Annotated in this window: 19 protein-coding genes; 11 read left to right on the top strand and 8 right to left on the bottom strand. The window is 60.3% G+C overall.

Translation table 11 applies throughout. From position 1 onward, the window contains the following. Positions 1–90 precede the first annotated feature (90 nt). On the top strand, positions 91–840 hold the full coding sequence (locus tag PspS49_RS20790) for a sulfite exporter TauE/SafE family protein (protein WP_174245075.1): 750 nt from the start codon (positions 91–93) through the stop codon (positions 838–840). Here PspS49_RS20790 and PspS49_RS20785 read toward each other — a convergent pair. Beyond that, entirely contained in the window at positions 830–1684 is an 855-nt protein-coding gene (locus PspS49_RS20785; RefSeq protein ID WP_007908606.1) for a LysR substrate-binding domain-containing protein, read from the bottom strand. The two genes, PspS49_RS20790 and PspS49_RS20785, sit on opposite strands and share 11 nt — an antisense overlap. A 96-nt stretch (positions 1685–1780) precedes the next feature. On the opposite strand from PspS49_RS20785, the gene PspS49_RS20780 reads away from it, so the two are divergent. Beyond that, positions 1781–2002: a DUF1127 domain-containing protein gene (locus tag PspS49_RS20780; protein WP_007908607.1), complete on the top strand. Its 222-nt coding sequence runs from the start codon at positions 1781–1783 to the stop codon at positions 2000–2002. 80 nt (positions 2003–2082) lie between these two features. Beyond that, positions 2083–3309, top strand: a complete 1227-nt coding sequence (locus PspS49_RS20775) for a winged helix-turn-helix domain-containing protein (protein WP_160041301.1) — start codon at positions 2083–2085, stop codon at positions 3307–3309. Between the two features lie 98 nt (positions 3310–3407). On the opposite strand, the gene PspS49_RS20770 is transcribed toward PspS49_RS20775, so the two are convergent. After that, the gene (locus PspS49_RS20770) at positions 3408–4754 is read right to left on the bottom strand and encodes a 3-deoxy-7-phosphoheptulonate synthase class II (RefSeq protein ID WP_077573929.1); all 1347 of its coding nucleotides are present in this window, start codon (positions 4752–4754) and stop codon (positions 3408–3410) included. Positions 4755–4906: 152 nt separating this feature from the next. Here PspS49_RS20770 and PspS49_RS20765 point away from each other — a divergent pair, with 152 nt between their 5' ends. After that, positions 4907–5662 carry a spermidine synthase gene (locus PspS49_RS20765; protein ID WP_127929233.1) on the top strand — a complete coding sequence of 252 codons (756 nt, stop codon included), beginning with the start codon at positions 4907–4909 and terminating at the stop codon, positions 5660–5662. Positions 5663–5773: 111 nt separating this feature from the next. Here PspS49_RS20765 and PspS49_RS20760 read toward each other — a convergent pair whose 3' ends face one another. Beyond that, complete coding sequence (locus PspS49_RS20760; protein WP_150750712.1) at positions 5774–6565, bottom strand: crotonase/enoyl-CoA hydratase family protein; 792 nt, start codon at positions 6563–6565, stop codon at positions 5774–5776. A gap of 423 nt (positions 6566–6988) precedes the next feature. Here PspS49_RS20760 and PspS49_RS20755 point away from each other — a divergent pair, with 423 nt between their 5' ends. Continuing rightward, entirely contained in the window at positions 6989–8662 is a 1674-nt protein-coding gene (locus tag PspS49_RS20755; RefSeq protein WP_008088238.1) for a DEAD/DEAH box helicase, read from the top strand. Between the two features lie 105 nt (positions 8663–8767). Here the strand turns inward: PspS49_RS20755 and PspS49_RS20750 are convergent, their stop codons facing one another. After that, positions 8768–9535 (bottom strand): class III extradiol ring-cleavage dioxygenase, encoded by a 768-nt coding sequence (locus PspS49_RS20750; RefSeq protein ID WP_110721024.1) that lies wholly within the window; start codon positions 9533–9535, stop codon positions 8768–8770. Positions 9536–9638: 103 nt separating this feature from the next. Here PspS49_RS20750 and PspS49_RS20745 point away from each other — a divergent pair, with 103 nt between their 5' ends. After that, the gene (locus PspS49_RS20745; protein ID WP_160041299.1) at positions 9639–10286 is read left to right on the top strand and encodes a thiopurine S-methyltransferase; all 648 of its coding nucleotides are present in this window, start codon (positions 9639–9641) and stop codon (positions 10284–10286) included. A 183-nt stretch (positions 10287–10469) separates the two neighbouring features. On the opposite strand, the gene htpX is transcribed toward PspS49_RS20745, so the two are convergent. Continuing rightward, positions 10470–11357, bottom strand: a complete 888-nt coding sequence (gene htpX, locus PspS49_RS20740) for a protease HtpX (protein WP_007908619.1) — start codon at positions 11355–11357, stop codon at positions 10470–10472. Positions 11358–11660: 303 nt separating this feature from the next. Continuing rightward, positions 11661–12872: a pyridoxal phosphate-dependent aminotransferase gene (locus PspS49_RS20735; RefSeq protein ID WP_007908620.1), complete on the bottom strand. Its 1212-nt coding sequence runs from the start codon at positions 12870–12872 to the stop codon at positions 11661–11663. Positions 12873–13096: 224 nt separating this feature from the next. On the opposite strand from PspS49_RS20735, the gene msrB reads away from it, so the two are divergent. The 3 genes from msrB (at position 13097) to PspS49_RS20720 (ending at position 14545) form a co-directional block, all read left to right on the top strand. Continuing rightward, positions 13097–13492, top strand: a complete 396-nt coding sequence (gene msrB, locus PspS49_RS20730) for a peptide-methionine (R)-S-oxide reductase MsrB (RefSeq protein ID WP_160041297.1) — start codon at positions 13097–13099, stop codon at positions 13490–13492. Between the two features lie 109 nt (positions 13493–13601). Then, entirely contained in the window at positions 13602–14087 is a 486-nt protein-coding gene (locus PspS49_RS20725; RefSeq protein WP_034155230.1) for a glutathione peroxidase, read from the top strand. Then, positions 14084–14545 carry a MarR family transcriptional regulator gene (locus tag PspS49_RS20720; RefSeq protein ID WP_127929228.1) on the top strand — a complete coding sequence of 154 codons (462 nt, stop codon included), beginning with the start codon at positions 14084–14086 and terminating at the stop codon, positions 14543–14545. Before PspS49_RS20725 ends, PspS49_RS20720 begins: the two co-directional genes overlap by 4 nt. On the opposite strand, the gene PspS49_RS20715 is transcribed toward PspS49_RS20720, so the two are convergent. Further along, complete coding sequence (locus tag PspS49_RS20715) at positions 14529–16850, bottom strand: response regulator (RefSeq protein WP_127929227.1); 2322 nt, start codon at positions 16848–16850, stop codon at positions 14529–14531. The two genes, PspS49_RS20720 and PspS49_RS20715, sit on opposite strands and share 17 nt — an antisense overlap. A gap of 166 nt (positions 16851–17016) precedes the next feature. Between PspS49_RS20715 and PspS49_RS20710 the strand changes: the two genes are divergently transcribed. Both PspS49_RS20710 and PspS49_RS20705 read left to right on the top strand, forming a co-directional pair. Then, positions 17017–17907 carry an ATP-binding protein gene (locus PspS49_RS20710; RefSeq protein WP_007908631.1) on the top strand — a complete coding sequence of 297 codons (891 nt, stop codon included), beginning with the start codon at positions 17017–17019 and terminating at the stop codon, positions 17905–17907. Beyond that, on the top strand, positions 17904–18386 hold the full coding sequence (locus tag PspS49_RS20705) for a GAF domain-containing protein (RefSeq protein ID WP_127929226.1): 483 nt from the start codon (positions 17904–17906) through the stop codon (positions 18384–18386). Before PspS49_RS20710 ends, PspS49_RS20705 begins: the two co-directional genes overlap by 4 nt. Here the strand turns inward: PspS49_RS20705 and PspS49_RS20700 are convergent, their stop codons facing one another. Continuing rightward, positions 18387–21332, bottom strand: a complete 2946-nt coding sequence (locus PspS49_RS20700) for an HD domain-containing phosphohydrolase (protein WP_160041295.1) — start codon at positions 21330–21332, stop codon at positions 18387–18389. Positions 21333–21358 lie beyond the last annotated feature (26 nt).

The following is a 21358-nucleotide window of genomic DNA, read 5'->3' as shown; positions in this document are numbered from 1 at the left end:
AAATCAGCATAGCCATTGTGCGTTGCTGTGCGTTTCCCCGCCAGCCGCGACTGCGTAGGATGAATCGCCTGACGTGAGAGGAATTCGGCTGTGATGGAGTTTTTGTTGTACCTGTTGTTCGGCGCCGCCCTTGGCACACTTGGCGGCATCTTCGGCATCGGCGGCGGTTTGATTGCCATTCCGTTGCTCGGCGTGTGGTTTGGCCTTGATCAACAGATCGCCCAAGGCACAGCGCTGGTCATGGTGGTGCCGAACGTGATGCTGGCGCTGTGGCGTTATCACCAGCGCAATCGCATCGAACTGCGGCATGCGCTGCCTTTGGCGGTAATGGGTTTCTGCTTTGCCTGGATCGGTTCGATCTGGGCGGTGGGCATTGATGCGCAAACCATGCGCATCGGCTTCGTCGCGTTCCTGGTGGTCCTTTCGATCTACAACCTGTTGAAGATGTTCGGCAAGCAACCCGCTGTGACATCCGAAATGCGCTATTCCTGGCCGTGGCTTGGCGTGCTTGGCGCGGCGTCCGGGACCATGGGCGGATTGTTCGGAGTGGGCGGAGCGGTGGTGGCAACGCCGGTGCTGACCAGCCTGTTCGGCACCACGCAAGTGGTTGCTCAAGGCTTGTCGCTGGCGCTGGCCTTGCCAAGCACCGGAGTGACTCTGGTCACCTACGCGGTACACCACGAAGTGGACTGGATGATCGGCCTGCCGCTGGCCATCGGTGGTCTGGCCAGCATCAGTTGGGGAGTGAAAGTCGCCCACGCCATGCCGGAAAAACTCCTGCGCGGGCTGTTCTGCGGTTTCCTGGTGCTGTGTGCGGTGATGCTCGCGTTTAAAGTTTGAAGCCTTCGACGATGTGCTCGGCCAGGCACTCGGTGATCGGTGACGGATTGTTCAGGTTGCGGATCAGCATGATGCTGGCTTCGGGCAGCAATGGCAGATCTTCGGCGGCACCGAGAATGCGCATGTCCGGGGTGATCAGGCTTTCCAGTTGCGCGGTGATCGCCAGACCCGCGCTGACCACGGCCATCAACGCCGAGAGGCTGGTGCTGTTGTAGGCGATGCGGTATTCGCGGCCCATCGCATCCAGCGCATTGCACGCCCACAAGCGGCAGAAACAATCACTGTTGAACATCGCCAGCGGCAGCGGGGTTTGTTCGTGGGCACTGAAATTCTGCGCCTCGGCCCAGACAAAACGCTCCTTGCGCAGCAGTTGGCCGATCTCGTTGCCCGGCTCGCGGGTGACGATCGACAGATCCAGATCGGTACGCTGCAGCAGTTGTTTGGTCGACTCGCAATGCACTTCGATCTGGATCAGCGGATAGAACTGCGCGAACCGCGACAGGATCCCCGGCAGAAACCGCATCACATAATCGTCCGGCGTACCGATGCGCACCGTGCCGACCATGTGCGGCTCGCGCAAGGTGTTGAACACTTCGCTGTGCAACTTGAGGATGCGCCGCGCATAACCGAGCAGCACCTGGCCCTCGGCGGTCAGGCGCACCTGGCGTCCGTCGCGCTCGAACAACTGCCGCTGCAATACGTCTTCTTCCAGACGCTTCATCTGCATGCTCACCGCCGATTGCGTGCGGTTGACCATTTCGCCGGCACGGGTAAAACCGCCCTGATCAGCGATGGCGACAAAGGTGCGCAGTACATCGGTATCGATACTGGGGTAGGCCGACAATTGATGAATCTCCGTGATGCATGCCATCAGAAACATTCGTTGGATTGATCTTAGCGCCGGCGCGAGACTTGAGCCATCCACAAAGGAGGCAACACGATGAAAGGTCAAAGAGAGTATGTAGACGAATCAAAATTTTCCGGCCACGGCCATATCGTTTCCGACCTGCTGCACAAGTTTAGCCGCTGGTACGAACTGCACCGTGAACGCGAATTGCTCGCCAGTCTGAGCGACGAAGCGTTGAAGGACATCGGCGTCAGTCGTGCCGACGTCGAACACGAAGCCGTGCGGCCGTTCTGGGATGACCCGATGCATAAATGACCCCCTGCATAAATGATGAGCAGAGCGCTACACAAACCAACTTCCAGTGAGGTAGGTTGCGAGCAGACAAGGAGATGCTCATGCCCGCAACAGTATCCTTTTCCCTCAAACAGGCGCGACGACTGGCGCTGGCAGCCCAAGGCTTCAACGGGCGCCAGCCGCCGACTGTCAAAGCGCCACACCTCAACCGGCTGATCGAACGACTGGGATTGCTGCAAATCGATTCCGTCAACGCCGTGGTGCGCTCGCACTACCTGCCGCTGTTTTCCCGTCTGGGTTCCTATTCTTCTGATTTGCTCGACCAGGCTGCCTGGAGTTCGGGGCGTCGGCGCACATTGTTCGAATATTGGGGCCATGAAGCGTCATTGCTGCCGCTGTCGATGTATCCGCTGATGGCGTGGCGGATGCAGCGAGCCAGGCGCGGCGAGGATATCTATCAGCAACTGGCGAAGTTCGGTCGCGAGCAGCAGGACGTTGTTCGCCGGGTGTTGAACTCGGTCGCAGAGCAGGGCGCGTTGGGTGCCGGCAGCTTGTCGACTCGCGAAGACAAGGCCGGGCCATGGTGGGACTGGAGCGCGGAAAAGCATGCGCTGGAATGGTTGTTTGCGGCGGGCGAAGTGACGGTAGCGGGGCGGCGTGGATTTGAGCGCTTGTATGATTTGCCTGAGCGGGTAATTCCTTCATCGATTCTGCAACAAGCGTTGCCTGATGAAGCCGAAGCGCAGCGCGGGCTGTTGCTGCATGCGTTACAGGCGTTGGGCGTCGGTACAGAAAAAGACCTGCGAGATTACTTCCGTCTGAATCCGGCGGATGCGCGTCCACGTCTGGCGGAACTGGTCGAGGCGGGGCAATTGCAGATGTGCGAAGTCGCTGGTTGGCGCCAGATCGCTTATTGCCTGCCGGAGCCGAAAGTCCCGCGCAAGGTGTTGGCCAGTGCGTTGTTATCGCCGTTTGATTCGTTGATCTGGGAACGCAGCCGCACTGAGCGTTTGTTCGATTTTCGCTATCGGCTGGAAATTTATACGCCGCAGAACAAGCGGGTTTTCGGCTATTACGTGCTGCCGTTCTTGCACAACGAGCGGATTGCAGCGCGGGTTGATCTGCGTGCCGAACGGGCGGCGGGGCAGTTGGCGGTGCATGCGGTGCACGAAGAGGAAAAGGGACTGGATGAGGAAGGGATGTTGGCGCTGGCGCTGAACTTGCGGCAGATGGCGGATTGGCTGGGGCTTGCGCGGGTGCAATTGAATTGTCAGCGCGAGAGTGCGGCGCGGTTGCGGGTGGCATTGGCGGAGCTTGGTGGTGTCTGAGCCGGCCTCTTCGCGAGCAGGCTCGCTCCCACATGGGTTGTGTGTACGACACCAATCCAGTGTGGGAGCGAGCCTGCTCGCGAAAGAGGCGACGCGGTCTAACGGCGAACTTGTTTGAGGGTTTCAGCGATGAGGAATGCCAATTCCAGCGACTGATCGGCATTCATCCGCGGATCACAATGGGTGTGATAGCGATCCGACAAGCCATCTTCAGTAATCGGCCGCGCGCCACCAATGCACTCGGTGACATTCTGCCCGGTCATCTCGATGTGAATCCCGCCGGCATAACTGCCTTCGGCTTCGTGCACCTGGAAGAACTGTTTAACCTCACCGAGGATCTGCGCGAAGTCACGGGTCTTGTAGCCGCTGCTGGCCTTGATGGTGTTGCCGTGCATCGGGTCTGAGCTCCACAGCACTTGCTTGCCTTCACGCTGCACCGCACGGATCAGCGCCGGCAGGTGATCGCCGACCTTGTTTGCGCCCATCCGCGCAATCAGGTTCAGACGGCCGGGATCGTTGTCCGGGTTGAGCACGTCAATCAGGCGGATCAGATCGTCGGGGTCCATGCTTGGGCCGACTTTCACCCCGATCGGATTGTTCACGCCACGGAGGAATTCGACATGCGCGCCGTCGAGCTGACGGGTACGGTCGCCGATCCACAGCATGTGTGCCGAGCAATCGTAGTAATCGTTGGTCAGGCTGTCGCGGCGCACGAAGGCTTCTTCGTAGTTCAGCAGCAACGCTTCGTGGGCGGTGAAGAAGCTGGTTTCGCGCAGTTGTGGCGAGCTGTCCATGCCGCAGGCGCGCATGAACGCCAAGGTTTCATCGATGCGGTCGGCGAGGTGGCTGTACTTCTCGGCCAGCGCGGAGTTGGCGATGAAATCGAGGTTCCACTTGTGCACCTGATGCAGGTCGGCAAAACCGCCTTGGGCAAACGCGCGCAGCAGATTCAGCGTGGCGGTGGACTGGTGGTAGGACTGCAGCAGACGCTCCGGATCCGGTACGCGGCTTTTCTCGTCGAAACCGATGCCGTTGACGATGTCGCCGCGATAAGCCGGCAGGGTCACGCCATCGATGGTCTCGTCGTTGGCCGAGCGTGGCTTGGCGAACTGGCCGGCCATGCGCCCGACCTTGACCACCGGGCAACCGGCGGCAAAGGTCATGACGATCGCCATCTGCAGCAATACTTTAAAAGTGTCGCGAATTTTTGCCGCAGAGAATTCGGCAAAGCTTTCCGCACAATCGCCACCCTGCAGCAGGAATGCGCGGCCCTGAGTGACTTCGGCAAACTGTCGGCGCAGTTCGCGCGCTTCGCCGGCAAACACCAGCGGCGGATAGCTGGCCAGCGTCTGCTCGACCTGGCGCAGATGCGCAGCGTCAGGATATTGGGGTTGTTGCTGGATCGGCAGGGCGCGCCAGCTGTCAGGGCTCCACGGTTGGCTCATCACGGTCTCTAATTGGTTCTACGCACGGAAGGCCATGTTAGCAGCAATTAGTGCGTGACCTGCTCCCGCCCCATCACCGACAATCGCCGCTTTGCCACGGCGCCACAGCGGTGCCATCGCGTCACCGCGCCCGGTGACCATCAGGAGACGAAATGACTGAGGAGCGCGTCGAGCATCTGCTCGCCGAAGTACAGGATGAGTTCGGCGTGATACGCGTGCTGGAAGTGGCCGATTACCGCTTTCTCGAGTTCGGCGATGCGATCGAGCAGAGCTGCGTGTTCACCGCTGATCCGAGCTGGCTGGAATACGACTACACCCGCGCGATGCTGATCGGTGCGTTGTGCCATGAGCAGCCGGAGAGTGCGCTGTTTCTGGGGCTCGGTGCCGGTACGCTGACGCAGGCCTGCCTCAAGTTTCTGCCGCTGGAAGATGTCGAAGCGATTGAATTGCGCCCGGATGTGCCGCGTCTGGCCATCGAATACCTTGGGCTGGATGATGATCCACGCCTGTACATTCGCGTCGGCGACGCCCTCGAACTGCTGCCGACTGCCGAGCCGGCGGACCTGATTTTTGTCGACCTGTACACCGATGTCGGGCCGGGTGTCGGCCATCTGGCCTGGAGTTTTCTCGGTGACTGCCAGAAACGGCTGAATCCGGGCGGCTGGCTGGTGATCAACCAGTGGGCCACCGATGACGGCAAGCCGTTGGGCGCGGCGTTGTTGCGCGGGCTCTATCACCGGCACTACTGGGAGCTGCCGGTGAAGGAGGGCAACGTCATTCTGATTGTGCCGGCGGATCTCGATCAGGCGCTGGACATGCAGGCACTGACCGCCCGGGCCGAATCGTTGGCGCCGAAGTTGGGGTATTCGTTGCAGTCGTTGATCAACAGTATTCGCCCGGCCACCTGAGGCATCTGGCCTTGCTGGCCCTATCGCGAGCAGGCTCACTCCTACATTGAAATGCGTTCCCTTGTAGGAGTGAGCCTGCTCGCGATGGCGTCATGGCAGGCGCCAAGTTTTTCAGATCCCCTTGAAGACTCCAGGTCGCCGCTCCACCAACGAGCGCACTCCTTCCTTGGCATCTTCACTGGCCAGCAACTTCTTCACCAGCGCCGGCAAACCCTGCGCCGCCGCTGTCTCGCCTTCATACCGAGCCTGCCGCGCCGACATCAACGTCGCCTGCACCCCCAACGGCGCCTGCCGGGCAATCCGTTCGGCCAACGCAATCGCTCGCGGCAGCAGGTCTTCACTGGCCATCACTTCCTGCACCAGTCCCAAGTGCAAGGCTTCGTGCGCATCAAATTCATCGCCGGTCAGCAACCAGCGCATCGCATTACCCCAGCCGGCAATCTGCTGAAATCGCAAAGTCGCGCCACCAAAAGGAAAGATCCCACGCTGTACTTCCATCTGCGCGAAGCGGGTATTGCTCGCACAGAGATTGATATCTGCCGCCAGCATCAACTCGATACCGATGGTCAGGCAGTAACCTTGCGCGGCGACGATCACCGGTTTGCTCACCCGTGGTCCGACGAAAACCCCCCACGGGTCGCAACCGCCGGTCGGAACCTGCCAGCCTTGGGCGAGGGCGGAGCTGGCATTGACCAGATCCAGACCGGCGGTAAAGTGCTCGCCATGGCCAAACACCACCGCCACCCGCGCTTCGCTGTCGGCTTCGAACTCGCCGTAGGCCAGGCTCAGCTCGTTGAGCAGGTCGAGGTCGAAGGCGTTGCGTTTGGCCGCTCGATCGAGGCCAATCAGATGGACGTGACCACGGCGTTCACGGCTGACGCGGCCGGCACAGGGCTGATTCATGGCGAAATCCTCGAGCGGGGAGGGCGGGTGCAGCGACGGTATGCCGCACATCGATGAATCGTTTAAGCGTCATCGCCCGCAGGGCCGGGCCTATGAAAAATAGACCTTGGCGCGATTATCCGCAAAACCCCGTTACACAGCGGTGACACACGCATTCAGACGATAAAAAAAGCTCCCTTTTTGGGCAAAATCCGGTATAGTGCGCGCCGGCCTTTAACCGGGCCGCGTTTAGGTAGCGCAATTTCCCGAAGTCAGCTTCGGCTGCACGTCCGCATTGCGGGCTCTTCCCGGACGATTCTTTTTTTCATTCATTCGTTTTCGCAAATCCCCGCCGACAAAGCTGCCAGGGCGACTCTTGAGTCTCAACACGGCATGCGCAGCTTTGGAGCATGGGTCTTTGCGGATGCACTTAGAGGCAGACCCATGACCCAGGAAACCGGCGGATTCGCCGCTTTTAATCTTAACCCGAATATTCTTGCAGCCGTCGCAGCGACTGGCTACGAAGAGCCTTCGGCGATTCAGCAGCAATCGATCCCGATCATCATGGCCGGCCAGGACATGATTGGTCAGGCGCAAACCGGTACCGGTAAAACCGCCGCGTTCGCACTGCCTATTCTGCACCGCATCGATCCTGCCAAGCGCGAACCGCAAGCCCTGATCCTGGCGCCAACTCGTGAGTTGGCGCTGCAAGTAGCAACCGCTTTTGAAACCTACGCCAAGCAAATGCCGGGCGTTACCGTTGTGGCCGTTTACGGCGGCGCGCCGATGGGCCCACAACTGAAAGCAATCCGTAATGGTGCACAGATCGTTGTCGCCACTCCGGGCCGTCTGTGCGACCACCTGCGTCGTGACGAAAAAGTTCTGTCGACCGTGAACCACCTGGTTCTCGACGAAGCTGACGAAATGTTGAAACTGGGCTTCATGGATGACCTGGAAGTCATCTTCAAGGCTCTGCCAGCGACCCGTCAGACCGTTTTGTTCTCGGCTACCCTGCCGCAGTCGATCCGCGCTATTGCCGAACGCCACCTGCGCGATCCGCAACACGTGAAGATCCAGACCAAGACTCAGACCGTTACCGCGATCGAACAGGCTCACCTGTTGGTTCACGCTGACCAGAAGACTTCGGCCGTTCTCAGCTTGCTGGAAGTGGAAGATTTCGACGCCCTGATCATGTTCGTGCGCACCAAGCAAGCGACCCTGGATCTGGCCAGCGCCCTCGACGCCAAAGGCTACAAAGCCGCGGCGCTGAACGGTGACATCGCCCAGAACCAGCGTGAGCGCGTCATCGACTCGCTGAAAGATGGCCGTCTGGACATCGTTGTCGCGACCGACGTTGCTGCTCGTGGTCTGGACGTTCCGCGCATCACTCACGTGTTCAACGTCGACATGCCGTACGATCCGGAATCCTACGTTCACCGTATCGGCCGTACTGGCCGTGCCGGTCGCGAAGGTCGTGCACTGCTGCTGGTGACTCCACGTGAGCGCCGCATGCTGCAAGTGATCGAGCGCGTAACCGGTCAGAAAGTTGCCGAAGTACGCCTGCCGGACGCTCAAGCCGTTCTCGATGCGCGCATCAAGAAACTGACCAACAGCCTGTCGCCGCTGGTCGCTGACGCCGAATCGACTCACGGTGAGCTGCTCGATCGTCTGACTGCAGACATCGGCTGCACCCCGCGTGCTCTGGCTGCTGCGCTGCTGCGCAAAGCCACCAACGGTCAAGCGCTGAACCTGGCTGCGATTGAGAAGGAACGTCCACTGGTGCCGAACAACGCACCGCGTGGCGACCGTCCTGAGCGCACCGGTGATCGTCCTGATCGTGGTGACCGCGAGCGTCGCGCGCCAATGCCTTTGGGCGAAGGCCGTGCTCGTTGCCGTACCGCGCTGGGTGCGCGTGATGGTATCGCTGCGAAGAACCTGCTGGGCGCCATCCTCAACGAAGGCGGTCTGGCCCGTGAAGCGATCGGTCGCATCCAGGTGCGTGACAGCTTCAGCCTCGTCGAGCTGCCGGAAGATGGTCTGGACAAACTCCTGACCAAACTGAAGGACACTCGCGTTGCCGGTAAGCAGCTGAAACTGCGTCGCTATCGCGAAGATTGATCCGCCCCCGGGCTGATTGATCGAACATAAAAAATCCCCGACTGGTTCGGGGATTTTTTTTGCCTGTTTTTTGCCTTGGTGGGAGCGAGCCTGCTCGCGAAGGCGTCAACCGAAACGATAAATATCCATGCCCAGCGCACCCATCGTGAATCCTTTGTGCGCCACGCTGAACTCACCGCCCGCGCCCCGTGCAAAATACAGCGGCAACAAATGCTCATCGCTCGGATGGCTGCGCACCGCATGCGGCGCCTGCTGGCGATAATCATGCAGCGCCGCCTCATCGTCGGCCGCCAACTTCTCGATCACCCAGTCACGGAAATCCCGCGCCCACGGCTCGACACTTTCCGGGCCGGCGTGCCAGTCGAGTTCACGCAGGTTGTGGGTGATGCTGCCAGAGCCGATCAGCAAAATGCCCTGATCACGCAGACTCGCCAGCGCGCGGCCGACCCGGGTTTGCAACGCCGGGCCAGCGCGACTCGGCAGCGAGACCTGCACCACCGGGATATCCGCTTGCGGGTACATCAGCGACAGCGGCACCCAGACGCCGTGATCGAACGGACGTTGCGGATCGAGACGTGCTGGCAGATTGTTGGCAGTCAACAGATCGGCCACCTCAGCGGCCAACTGCGGATTCCCCGGCGCTGGGTACTGCACTTCAAACAATGCGCGGGGGAAGCCGCCGAAGTCATGCCAGGTTTGCGGTTGCGCATGGCTGCTGACCAGCAGTTCGTGGCTCTCCCAATGGGCAGAGACGATCACGATGGCTTTGGGTTTCGGTAATTCGGCTGCCAGACGCGCCAGCGCCGGGCCACTGGCACCGGGCTCCAGCGCCAGCATGGGTGAGCCATGGGAAATAAACAGGCTGGGAAACATGATGGGTTCCTGAGCGTTAAGATGAGCTCATCTTCAGTCAGATCATTGATCTAAATCTAATATAAGTTTTAACGCTTTTTGATCGAATTATTCGGAGTGATGCATGCAGCCTGAGTTTTGGCACAAGAAGTGGGATTCGGGGCAGATCGGTTTTCATCTGCCCGAGGTGAACCCATATTTGCAGCGGCACTGGGCGGTACCGGCAGCGGGGCGAGTGCTCGTGCCTTTGTGTGGGAAAAGTCTGGATCTGGCGTGGCTGGCCGGGCGTGGTCATCAGGTGCTCGGGGTCGAACTGTCGGAAAAGGCTATCGAGGACTTTTTCAATGAGCATCAGATACAGCCGCAGATCAGCCAGAAGGGCGCGTTCAAGGTCTATCGCAGTGACACCATCGAGTTGTGGTGCGGTGACTTCTTCGCGCTGACGGCGAGCGATGTAGCCGATTGCACGGCGATCTACGACCGTGCTGCGCTGATTGCCTTGCCAGCGCCGATGCGTGAGCGCTATGCGGCGCATCTTCAGCGGATCCTGCCGTTGGGTGTGCAAGGGCTGTTGATTACGCTGGATTACGATCAGGCGCAGATGCCGGGGCCGCCGTTTGCGGTGGGGGATGATGAAGTGCTGCGGTTGCTGGGGGATGTCTGGCAGGTGCAGGTGCTGGAAGAGCAGGATGTGCTGGGGGAGAGCGGGAAGTTCCTGCAGGCAGGCGTGACGCGGCTTGAGGAGCGGGTTTACCGGGTTTCTTCTCGATAGATGTTTGCTGACAGTGCCGGCCTCTTCGCGAGCAGGCTCGCTCCCACATTGGATGGGTGTTTGCAGGGCCCGTGTGGGAGCGAGCCTGCTCGCGAAGAGGCCATCAGCAACAATCCATTATTGGCAGGAACAAAAAAAGGTCCGCATCACTGCGGACCTTTTTTCATTGTTACGCCAGTCGGATCAACCGCGACGACGCAGCGCGTCGATACGCTCTTCCAGTGGCGGGTGGCTCATGAACATGCGGGCAAAGCCCTGTTTGATGCCACCGTTGATGCCAAAGGCGTTCAGGGTGTCCGGCATATGCACCGGCAGGCCCTGTTCGGCGCGCAGGCGTTGCAGTGCGCCGATCATTGCGCTGGTGCCCGCCAGACGTGCGCCGGCTTCGTCGGCACGGAATTCGCGCTTGCGCGAGAACCACATGACGATCGCACTGGCGAGAATGCCCAGTACCAGTTCGGCGAAGATGGTCGCCACGTAGTAGGCGATGCCCTGGCCTTCTTCGTTCTTGAAGATCACTTTGTCGACGAAGTTGCCGATGATCCGCGCAAAGAACATCACGAAGGTGTTCACCACGCCCTGGATCAGCGCCAGCGTAACCATGTCACCGTTGGCCACGTGACCGATTTCGTGGGCCAGTACGGCTTTCACTTCATCGGGCGAGAAACGCTCGAGCAAGCCCTGGCTGACCGCGACCAGCGCGTCGTTCTTGTTCCAGCCAGTGGCGAAGGCGTTTGCTTCGTAGGCCGGGAAAATACCGACTTCGGGCATCTTGATCCCGGCTTCGCGGGACAGTTGCTCGACGGTTTGCAGCAGCCATTGCTCATGCCGGGTACGTGGCTGGCTGATGATCTGGGTGCCGGTGCTCATCTTCGCCATCCACTTGGAGATGAACAGCGAGAACAGGGAGCCGGCGAAACCAAAGACCGCACAGAAAACCAGCAGCTGACTAAGGTCGAGATCAACCCCGTTGGCCGCCATGAACCCGTTGAAGCCGAACAGGCTCAGGGTGATGCTGGCTATCAGCACGACCGCCAGGTTAGTGGCCAAAAACAGCAGGATGCGCATCATGGTTGTAGAAATCTCCTCAAGCTAAAGATGTAGCGTACTGCGGGGTATATAAGGTGCTGCACCGGGCTATTCAACTGAGTGACTATTTCAAACTGTGTCCTACAGCGAATTCTTCGGTGCTCGGCACATTTCCCACGACAGATACCGATAGGGATGACAGCCAGCCGCGACCCGTCGCCATTACCTCAGGCGCAGGTGACTGATACGAATCGCAAGTGTAGAAGGCGTGCGCAGACGCGGAATGCAGAAGTGTTGCTGAATCAGACAGTGCGCAACGTTTGGCCGTTGCGCACTGCTGGCCAGTTACTGGCGGTACGACTTGAGGAAGTTGCCGATGCGGCCGATGGCCATTTCCAGATCGTCGACGCGGGGCAGGGTGACCACGCGGAAGTGATCCGGCCACGGCCAGTTGAACGCCGTGCCCTGCACCACCAGCAGCTTCTCGGACAGCAACAGGTCGAGGACGAATTTTTCGTCGTTGTGGATCGGGCAGACCTTCGGGTCGATCTTCGGGAACGCATACAGCGCACCCATCGGCTTGACGCAGCTCACACCCGGAATGTCGTTGAGCAGCTCCCAGGTGCGGTTGCGCTGTTCGAGCAGGCGACCCTGCGGCAGCACCAGATCATTGATGCTCTGGTAGCCGCCGAGCGCGGTCTGGATCGCATGCTGGCTCGGCACGTTGGCGCACAGGCGCATGTTGGCCAGCATGTCGATGCCTTCGATGTAGCTCTGCGCGTTGTGTTTCGGCCCGGAGATGGCGATCCAGCCGGAGCGGAAACCCGCTACGCGGTAGGACTTCGACAGACCGTTGAACGTCAGGCAGAGCAGGTCCGGCGCCAAGGAGGCGGTGCAGATGTGCACGGCATCGTCATACAGAATCTTGTCGTAGATCTCGTCGGAGAACACCACCAGGTTGTGCGCACGCGCGATTTCCAGCATGCCCAGCAGCACTTCCTTCGAATACACCGCGCCGGTCGGGTTGTTCGGGTTGATGATCACCATGGCTTTGGTGTTCGGGGTGATCTTGGCCTTGATGTCGGCCAGATCCGGGAACCAGTCGGCGCCTTCGTCGCACAGGTAATGCACGGCGTTACCGCCAGCGAGGCTGACGGCGGCAGTCCACAGCGGATAGTCCGGAGCCGGCACCAGCACTTCGTCGCCGTTGTTGAGCAGCGCCTGGAGCGACATCACGATCAGTTCGGAAACGCCGTTGCCCAGATAGATGTCTTCGATGCCGACACCTTCGACATTCTTCTGCTGGTAGTACTGCATCACCGCTTTACGCGCGCTGAACAGACCTTTGGAGTCACTGTAGCCTTGTGCGGTCGGCAGGTTGCGGATCACATCCTGAAGGATTTCGTCCGGGGCTTCGAAACCAAACGGCGCCGGGTTGCCGATGTTCAGCTTGAGGATGCGCTGGCCTTCCTCTTCCAGTCGTTTGGCGTGCTTGAGCACCGGGCCGCGAATGTCGTAGCAGACGTTGGCGAGCTTGTTCGATTTGCTGAACTGCATGGCGATGTGATCCCGAAAATGAACGATCCAGGCGGCGGATGGACAACCGTGCTGGGATTCCTGCGTCTTCACACAGGCGGACGTCTTGAGCCGTGGCTCCCATAATCCGTTTGAATGCGCCCGGTCTGGCTGCCAGACTGGTGCGTGACGAGGCGCAATCATACGTGCCGCCCGATCCGTGGAAAAGGTACAGATCGGGCTTTTTCAGCCGCTGAGGTGTGATGATGGAAAAGTTGGAAAAAACCCTGGAAGAATGGAAAGCCATGCTCGATCCGCAGCAGTACGAGGTTTGCCGCCTCAGTGCGACCGAGCGCCCGTTCTCCGGCAAATACAACGACACCAAGACCGACGGTGTCTACCACTGCGTTTGCTGCAACGAAGCGCTGTTCGACTCCAAGACCAAATTCGATTCCGGTTGCGGCTGGCCGAGCTTCTACGCGCCGATCGGCGAAAGCGCGATGACTGAAATCCGTGATACCACGCACGGCATGATCCGCATCGAAGTGAAGTGTGCGCGCTGCGATGCGCATCTGGGTCATGTGTTTCCCGACGGCCCGCCGCCGACATTCCTGCGTTATTGCATCAACTCGGTGTGTCTGAACCTCGAACCGCGCGCATAAACGATTGAAGGCGACCTTCGGGTCGCCTTGTTATTCGATAATTAAATTGCACACAATTTAATTGCTCGCTATGTTTGGCCTTTCCTGACTGTCTGCGGAGCCCAGTGCCATGAGCGACAACCTGCTGAACATCCCGTGCACCACGATCAAAGGTGAGCAAAAGACCCTGGCTGATTTCGCCGGCAAAGCGGTTCTGGTGGTCAACACCGCGAGCAAGTGCGGCTTCACCCCGCAATACAAAGGTCTCGAAGAACTGTGGCAGACCTACAAGGATCAGGGCCTGGTGGTCCTGGGCTTCCCCTGCAATCAGTTCGGCAAGCAGGAGCCGGGCAATGAGGGGGCGATCAGCGAATTCTGCGAGTTGAACTTCGGTGTCAGCTTCCCGCTGTTCAAGAAGATCGAAGTCAACGGTGCCGGCGCTCATCCATTGTTCGTACAGTTGAAGAAACGTGCGCCGGGCGTACTGGGCTCCCAAGGCATCAAGTGGAACTTCACCAAGTTTCTCATCGGCAAGGACGGCCAACTGGTCAAGCGCTTCGCCCCGGCGACCAAGCCGCAGGACCTGAGCCGCGAGATCGAAGCCCTGCTCAAATGAACAGCCTGCCGGTCGATTCGCTGAAGCTCGACAGCCAGTTGTGCTTCAAGTTGTACGCCGCCTCCCGGGCGGTGATTCGGGCCTACAAGCCGATGCTCGATCAGCTCGGTCTGACCTACCCGCAATATCTGGCGATGCTGGTGTTGTGGGAATGGCAGGACGCCGCGCCGGAGCAACCGACCGTCAAGGCCTTGGGCGAACGCCTGGCGCTGGACTCGGGCACGCTGACGCCGTTGCTCAAGCGCCTGGAGCAGTTGCAATGGGTGCAGCGCCAGCGTTCGACGCGCGACGAACGGGAAGTCCATCTGAGCCTGACGCCCGCCGGGCAAGCCTTGCGCGAGCAGGTCGGGCCGCTCAAGGCCCGACTGCTGTGCGACAGCGGGGTGGATCTGGACCGCCTCAATGACCTGCGCAACGGTCTTGATCACTTGCTGGGCCAGATCAAAGCGCTGTCGTAGTCGGGATCCACTGATCAAGCAGTGCCGCCAGTTCTTCTCGGCGGAACGGCTTGGCCAGATAGTCGCTCATGCCTGCCGCGCGGCAGCGTTCGCGTTCTTCGGACATCGCGTTGGCGGTCAGAGCGACGATGGGCAGGTGCGGCCAGCGCCCGCTCTGACGGATCTGCCGGCTGGCTTCGTAGCCATCCATCACGGGCATGTTGCAGTCCATCAGCACCAGATCGAATTCGTGATACTCCAGTTGATCCAGCGCTTCGGCGCCATGGGCGGCGACGATGACCTCGCAGCCCAGTTTGCCGAGCATGCCTTTGGCCACCAGTTGATTGACCGGGTTGTCCTCCACCAGCAACACCCGCCCGCGGCGCACCGAGGGAGAGGTTTCGAGCTGCGCATCGTTGATTGCAACCACGTCCGGTTGCAGGGTGCGCCGCAGGTTCTGGTAGAGCGCATTGCGCGCCAACGGTCGCGCCTGTTGTTGCAGCGGTGCGAGCGCGGCCGCTTCTTCGCTCGGCAGGAAACTGCCGTAGGCGGTCACCAGCAAAATCGGCGCACCGAGCGTCGGGCGCAGGCCGAACAGGCACTCCGGGCAATCGGTGATCACCACATCCGGGGTCAGGCCCAGCAGCGAGTCATCAATGGTGCGCTGTTCATACGCAAGTCCCCAGACCGGCAGCAGACTCTGCAACAGCTCCGCCAGACCACTGCTCGCTGCGGTGATGGCGAGTATCTTGCCGTGCAGCGGCGCCGGTGCCAGTGCGCGCGTATGGCAGGGCAGTGGCAACTCGGCACAGAACTGACTGCCGAAACCGGTCTCGGAGCTGATGGTCAGGCGGCCCTGCATGGCCTCGCAGAGGTTGTACGTCAGCGCCAGTCCCAGCCCTGTGCCGCCATACTGACGGGTGATCCCGGCGCCCGCCTGGGTGAACGGCTGGAAGATTTTCAGCTGCGCGTCCTGGGCGATACCGATGCCGGTGTCGCAGACCTCGATGCGCACGCCATCCCTGGAGGTCGACAAGCGCACATCCACCCGGCCGAACCGGGTGAATTTCAGTGCGTTGGACAGCAGGTTGCTGACGATCTGCCGAACCCGGGTCGGATCGCCCAATACCAGGGCCGGGAAGTGAGGGTCGATCAGGCAGGTCAGCTCGACGCTCGGCGCGGCATTCTGCGAGAGCAGATTGGCGGTGTCTTCGATCAATGAGCCGAGGTCGAACGGGATGTGCTCGAGCTCCAGTTGCCCGGCATCGAATTTCGACAGGTCGAGAATATCGTTGAGCAACTCGACCAGCACCTTGCCCGAATCGTGGGCGATCGACAGCTGTTGCTGCTGCTCGGCATTCAGCGGGCCGTCGAGTGACAGCGCGATCATCCCCAGCAGGCCGTTGAGCGGCGTGCGGATCTCATGGCTCATGTTGGCGAGGAAGGCCGAGCGGGCCTCGGCCATTTCCAGGGCGGTGCTGCGAGCGACTTCGAGTTCCTGATTGGACTGGCTGAGCCGCGTATTGATCGCCTTGAGTTCGGCGGTACGCGCCGAGACGATGTTTTCCAGTTGTCCGAGATAGTCCGTCAGGCGGTTCTCGGCGTTGCGCCGCTGCTGGATCTCGGTGGCAATGTTCTCGAATTGCTGATTGGCGACTTTGACCAGCACGCCGATTTCATCGTTGGCATGGCCGGACGGACATTCCAGCGTGGTCGGTTCGGCACTGCGCGGGTCGCGTCCACTGAGCTCGCGGATCACCCGCACCAGCGGTTTGGTCAGCATCACGTAGAACAGCGCCAGCAGGAGGCCGGTCAGAATCAGGCTGCGGGCGAAGCCATTGAGCAAGGTAATCTCGGCCCGACGCAGGAAACGGCTGCCAAAGGCGTAGGTATCGACTTCAAGGCTCAAGACGCCCAGCGATTCATTGGGCAGATGATCCAGATACAGACGATCCTCGAACTGGCGCTTGGCACCAAACAGGAAGTCGCTGATCACCCGATAACCGCTTTGCAGTTCCGGGCGTTTTACGCTGGCCAGCACCGTGCTGTTGTTGTCGATCAGTTGCGCAGAAATGATCGCCGGCGAGCGCAACAGCCCCAGGGTCAGTTCCTGCGCCAGCTCGGCGTCAATGTTGTAGGCGATCCGTGACGCCGGGTTATGGCTGATTTCCAGTAAAGACAGGATTTCACGGTTGATAGAGGCGTCTTCACTGGCATAATCGATGCCGATTTGCAGCAGGCTGAGCAGCGTGCCCAGAATGAACCCGACCAGCACGGTAAGCCTGGCTTGCTTGTAAGACAGCCGGTGGGTGAATTTGATATCCATGGGGTGTTGAACCACTTCCGTTTCCCTTCGCTGCTCAAGCATAGTCGATCATGTATGGATACCGAGGTTCCCGAATCGCCTTGTAACAAGGCTTGGTAGGTGAATTCTGATCTGTGTGTCGTCGCTGGATCGTCATCATCACTGTGAACGTGCCCGAGGAGAAGACGTGGATTCCCGATTGAATGCTTTTCTTGAACGCGCCGAGTCGGTTCTGGCGCGGATCGAACCGTTGTTGCCGGCACCTCGGCCGGTGATCGACTGGGGTACTTGTCTGGCTGCGCGCTGGCAGCGCGACGGACGCAGCGGCTACCTGCTGCCACTGGAAGTCAGCCTCGACATGCGCCTGTCCGACCTGATCGGTGTCGACCGTCAACTGGAGCAACTGGGGCGCAATACCCAGCAATTTCTCGATGGCATGCCGGCCAACCATGCGCTGCTCTGGGGCTCGCGCGGTACCGGCAAGTCTTCGCTGGTGCGGGCCTTGCTGGCGGAACACGCCGCCGCGGGCCTGCGCCTGATCGAGATCGAGCGCGATCATCTGGCGGATCTGCCACGGGTGGTCGAGCAGATCGGCAAGCTGCCACAACGTTTCGTGCTGTTTTGCGATGACTTGTCGTTCGAGTCCGGTGAAGGCGATTACCGCGTTCTCAAAAGCGTGCTCGACGGCTCGCTTGAACAGGCGCCGGACAACGTTTTGCTGTACGCCACCTCCAACCGCCGCCATCTGGTGCCGGAGAAGGAAAGCGACAACGAAAACTGGAAACGCGTCGACGGCGAACTGCACCCCAGCGAAGCCGTTGAAGACAAGATCGCCCTGTCGGACCGTTTCGGTCTGTGGCTGTCGTTCTACCCGTTTACCCAAGAACACTTCCTTAACGTCGTCGAGCACTGGATTGGCCAGTTGGCCGCCAAGGCCGGCCTGAGCTGGCAGCGCGACGAAGAACTGGACATCCTCGCCGTGCGTTGGGCCACCGGCCGCGGTAATCGCAACGGACGTTGCGCGTACCAATTCGCCCGTTACTGGGTGGGACTGAAATTGTTGGAGCACAAGGCATGATTGATTTGCAACAAAGCGGCCAGGGCCTCGAAGGCTATGGCATGTTGGCCGCGCAACTGGAATCGCTGCTGGCGGATGAGCGCGACTTCATTGCCAACGCCGCGCAGTTTTCGGCGTTCCTGTACAACCAGCTCGATGACTTGAACTGGGCGGGTTTTTACCTCAACCGCAACGAAGAGCTGGTGCTGGGCCCGTTCCAGGGCCAGATCGCTTGCGTGCGCATTCCCTTCGGTCGTGGTGTGTGTGGCGCGGCGGCAGCCAGTCGGCAAACCCAGCGCGTTGAAGACGTGCATGCGTTCCCCGGGCATATCGCCTGCGACAGCGCTTCGAACAGTGAGCTGGTCGTGCCGTTGGTCAAAGACGGACGCCTGATCGGGGTGCTCGACCTCGACAGCCCGAAACTGGCGCGTTTCGGCGCGCAGGATCAGGCCGGTATCGAACAACTGGCGGCGATTTTCCTGCGTCTGACCGACTGCTGATCACGCGCTGAGGCCAGCCTTGTGCAACAGGCTGGCCGGATCCACGGCGTCGATCTGCGCTGGATCGAGAAAGCGCACGGCGTACTGCATGTACACGCCTTCGCTGATGAACAATCCAAACAGCGGGGCATCGATGTGCGCCTCACGGCACATGGTGGCCATGATCGCCAGTGCTTCACTCAAGGTTTTGGCTTTCTTGTACGGGCGGTCAGCCGCCGTCAGCGCTTCAAAGATATCGGCGATCGCCATCATCCGTGCCGGCAGACTCATTTCTTCGCGTTTCAGGCGTTTCGGATAACCGGTGCCGTCCATTTTTTCATGATGACCGCCGGCGATTTCGGCAATGCTGTCGAGGTGGCCGGGGAAGGGCAGGTGACTGAGCATCATGATGGTCTGGACCATGTGGTGATTGATCACGTAACGCTCTTCGCGGGTCAGGGTGCCACGGCTGATACTCAGGTTGTACAGCTCGCCGCGATTGTATTTGTAGCGCGGCACCTCCAGTTTGAAGCCCCACGGATTGTCTTCGGGAATCAACTCGTTCGGGTCGCGTTCGAGCAAGTGTTCGGATTTGTCTGCCAATAGCTGTTCACTGACCGGCAAGCTCGGCGCCGGCGTGCGCGACTGACGCCGGTTCTCTTCCCAGGACACACCCAGACGGTCATCGAGGGTACGCATCCAGGTGCGTCGAGCCAGATCATCAAGGCGTTGCAGATCCGCTTCGGCCATGGCCTCACTGCCCAGGTTGCAGCGCGCGACAAACGCGAAGTCGTCGTCGAGCGCCGTCAGTGTCGCATCGCGCAGTTCGGCCAATGCTGTCTCATCACCGCCCAGGGCCCGCGCCTGCCAATAGCTGATCCAGGCATCACGCTTGAGTACTTCGAAGCGGGTGCGGATCTCGTGAATACGGTCGTTGATGGTTTCCAGTTTGGTCGCCTTGTCGACCACGTATTCGGGCGTCGTGACCTTGCCGCAATCGTGCAGCCACGCGGCAATGTGCAAGGCTTCCCACTCGTCTTCGCTGGGTTGATAGGCGCTGAAGGCTGGCGCCTGACTGGCTGCCGCTGCCTGAGCAAGCATCAGCGTCAGCTCTGGCACGCGCTGACAATGTCCGCCGGTATAAGGGCTCTTCGCGTCGATGGCGCCGGCGAGCAATTGAATGAAGGCGTCGAGCAACTGCTTCTGGCGGGCTTGCAGACGCTGGCTCTCGATACTCACCGCCGCCGCGCCGGACACGGCCTGGAGGAACGCGATGCGGTCGGGGCGCAGTTTTTCCAGATCGACTGCCGTGCCGCTGTCGTTCACCAGCAGGATCAGCAGACCGATGGTTTCGTCGTGGCGATTGTGCAGGCGGAGGCCGATCAGATGAACGCGTGGCGATTGCATCGCCAGCAGGACTTTCTGCAGATCGCCGGCCTGATCGACGCCGAAGTTGCTCACCACATTGTTGGCGTTGATCAATTGCTCGAACCACGTCGGGCCCTGGTTGTGTTGCAGATCATGGCCCTCAATGTCGAACGCCTCCAGCGTCCGGGGCGTGCCGTCGATGACCAGTCCGTAAGGCTCCATGCGACTGCTATCGCTTTCACGCAGATAGATCAGCCCCGCCTGCGCCTGAGCAATCTGCACCGTTTCGAACAGCACCCGTTGCAGCAGGGGGGCGAAGCGGGTTTCGGCGCCAAGGGTGTCGGTAATGCGGAAAAAACTCGCCAGGGTGTCTTTCATCCGTGCCATCGACACGCTCAATTGGTCGACTTCAAGCACGGGCGAGCGGCGTGCCAACGGAAAATTGAAATCGAAACTGCGGATGGCGTCGGCTTCCTTGACCAGCGCGTGCAACGGCTTGACCAGAATCCGCGAAATCATCCAGCCCAGGGGCAGGCACAGCAGCAAGGTCGCCAGGGTGATCAGCGCACCTTGCCAGCGCAAGCGGTAGGCATCGACCAAAAGTTCGTCTTCCGGTACCAGTAGCGCCAGTTGCAAACCTTTCGGGCCGCCCTCCTGAATGCTGCTGCGCGCGACGATCCATTGCCGGCCGTCCGCCTGCAGGCGATTGCCGGAATGCGCGCCGGACAACAGCGTGTGCAGGCTCGGACTCAGGTCCGCGGCTTTTGCCAGATGTGCGGTGTTGCCATCGACGATCAGCCGCTGGCTGTCGGGATAGGCCACCGCGTTGCCGTCAGCATCGAACAAAGCAATTTCGGTGGACGCGGTGACGACATGTTTGCTCAGGGCGGCAGACAATGCGACCAGCGTCAGGTCAGCGCCGATCACGGCATGCTCGCCGCTGCGTCGGGCCAGCGTGGTGCCGACATTGTGCGTGGAGAAAAACACGTAAGGTTCGGTGGTGATCTGTTCGTTTTGCTGGCGGGCATCGGTGAACCACGCACGGCTGCGCGGGTCGTAGCGGTCTTCGGGATTGTCCTGACGGCTGATCGGCATCAGTGCCTGATCGAAAAACAGTGACTGTGAGTGCATGGCGCCCTGCGCGTCATGCTCGATGCTCCAAACCTGATATGCCGCCGCTTCAGGGGCCTTGAGCAGTGTTTTCAACGCGGCGCTGCGCAGCGGGCGCACCATGAAAAAGTCGCCGTTGGCATAACCCAGATACAGCGAGGCCAGATTCGGGTTGTCGGTGAGCGACTGGCTGAACGGCCTGAGCAAAGGCAAGCGTTGTTCAAGGCGCTCGGCCTGAGCGGCGGGGTTGTCCGCCAGCAGGCTCAGCAGATGCCGGATCGGCTGATAGGTGGCGGACATGTCGAGGCGCACGTCCTGTTCGATCCTTTCGAACAGCTTCTCGCTGCTTGAAAGGATGATCTGCGTGGTCTGGCGGTAATTGAACAATCCCAGCACGACCCCGGTGAGCAGCAGCAGGAATGTGAACATGACGCTGATGTGCACGTGCAGCGGGAACCGGCGTTGCTCCGGGCGCAGTGGGCTGGGCATTTCTGGCTCTCCATGATGGTTAACTC

The organism is Pseudomonas sp. S49, assembly GCF_009866785.1.
Lineage (GTDB): Bacteria > Pseudomonadota > Gammaproteobacteria > Pseudomonadales > Pseudomonadaceae > Aquipseudomonas.
Note: the sequence above shows the minus strand (reverse complement) of the source record. Positions and strands in the feature narration are given on the sequence as shown.

Excerpts from the sequence above, each read along its gene's own strand:
- PspS49_RS20725 (WP_034155230.1), top strand. The coding sequence starts at position 13,602 with ATGAGCGACAACCTGCTGAACATCCCGTGCACCACGATCAAAGGTGAG.
- msrB (WP_160041297.1), top strand. The coding sequence starts at position 13,097 with ATGGAAAAGTTGGAAAAAACCCTGGAAGAATGGAAAGCCATGCTCGAT.
- PspS49_RS20715 (WP_127929227.1), bottom strand. The coding sequence starts at position 16,850 with ATGGATATCAAATTCACCCACCGGCTGTCTTACAAGCAAGCCAGGCTT.
- PspS49_RS20760 (WP_150750712.1), bottom strand. The coding sequence starts at position 6,565 with ATGAATCAGCCCTGTGCCGGCCGCGTCAGCCGTGAACGCCGTGGTCAC.
- PspS49_RS20720 (WP_127929228.1), top strand. The coding sequence starts at position 14,084 with ATGAACAGCCTGCCGGTCGATTCGCTGAAGCTCGACAGCCAGTTGTGC.
- htpX (WP_007908619.1), bottom strand. The coding sequence starts at position 11,357 with ATGATGCGCATCCTGCTGTTTTTGGCCACTAACCTGGCGGTCGTGCTG.
- PspS49_RS20735 (WP_007908620.1), bottom strand. The coding sequence starts at position 12,872 with ATGCAGTTCAGCAAATCGAACAAGCTCGCCAACGTCTGCTACGACATT.
- PspS49_RS20745 (WP_160041299.1), top strand. The coding sequence starts at position 9,639 with ATGCAGCCTGAGTTTTGGCACAAGAAGTGGGATTCGGGGCAGATCGGT.
- PspS49_RS20780 (WP_007908607.1), top strand. The coding sequence starts at position 1,781 with ATGAAAGGTCAAAGAGAGTATGTAGACGAATCAAAATTTTCCGGCCAC.
- PspS49_RS20765 (WP_127929233.1), top strand. The coding sequence starts at position 4,907 with ATGACTGAGGAGCGCGTCGAGCATCTGCTCGCCGAAGTACAGGATGAG.
- PspS49_RS20775 (WP_160041301.1), top strand. The coding sequence starts at position 2,083 with ATGCCCGCAACAGTATCCTTTTCCCTCAAACAGGCGCGACGACTGGCG.
- PspS49_RS20755 (WP_008088238.1), top strand. The coding sequence starts at position 6,989 with ATGACCCAGGAAACCGGCGGATTCGCCGCTTTTAATCTTAACCCGAAT.
- PspS49_RS20770 (WP_077573929.1), bottom strand. The coding sequence starts at position 4,754 with ATGAGCCAACCGTGGAGCCCTGACAGCTGGCGCGCCCTGCCGATCCAG.
- PspS49_RS20700 (WP_160041295.1), bottom strand. The coding sequence starts at position 21,332 with ATGCCCAGCCCACTGCGCCCGGAGCAACGCCGGTTCCCGCTGCACGTG.
- PspS49_RS20705 (WP_127929226.1), top strand. The coding sequence starts at position 17,904 with ATGATTGATTTGCAACAAAGCGGCCAGGGCCTCGAAGGCTATGGCATG.
- PspS49_RS20750 (WP_110721024.1), bottom strand. The coding sequence starts at position 9,535 with ATGTTTCCCAGCCTGTTTATTTCCCATGGCTCACCCATGCTGGCGCTG.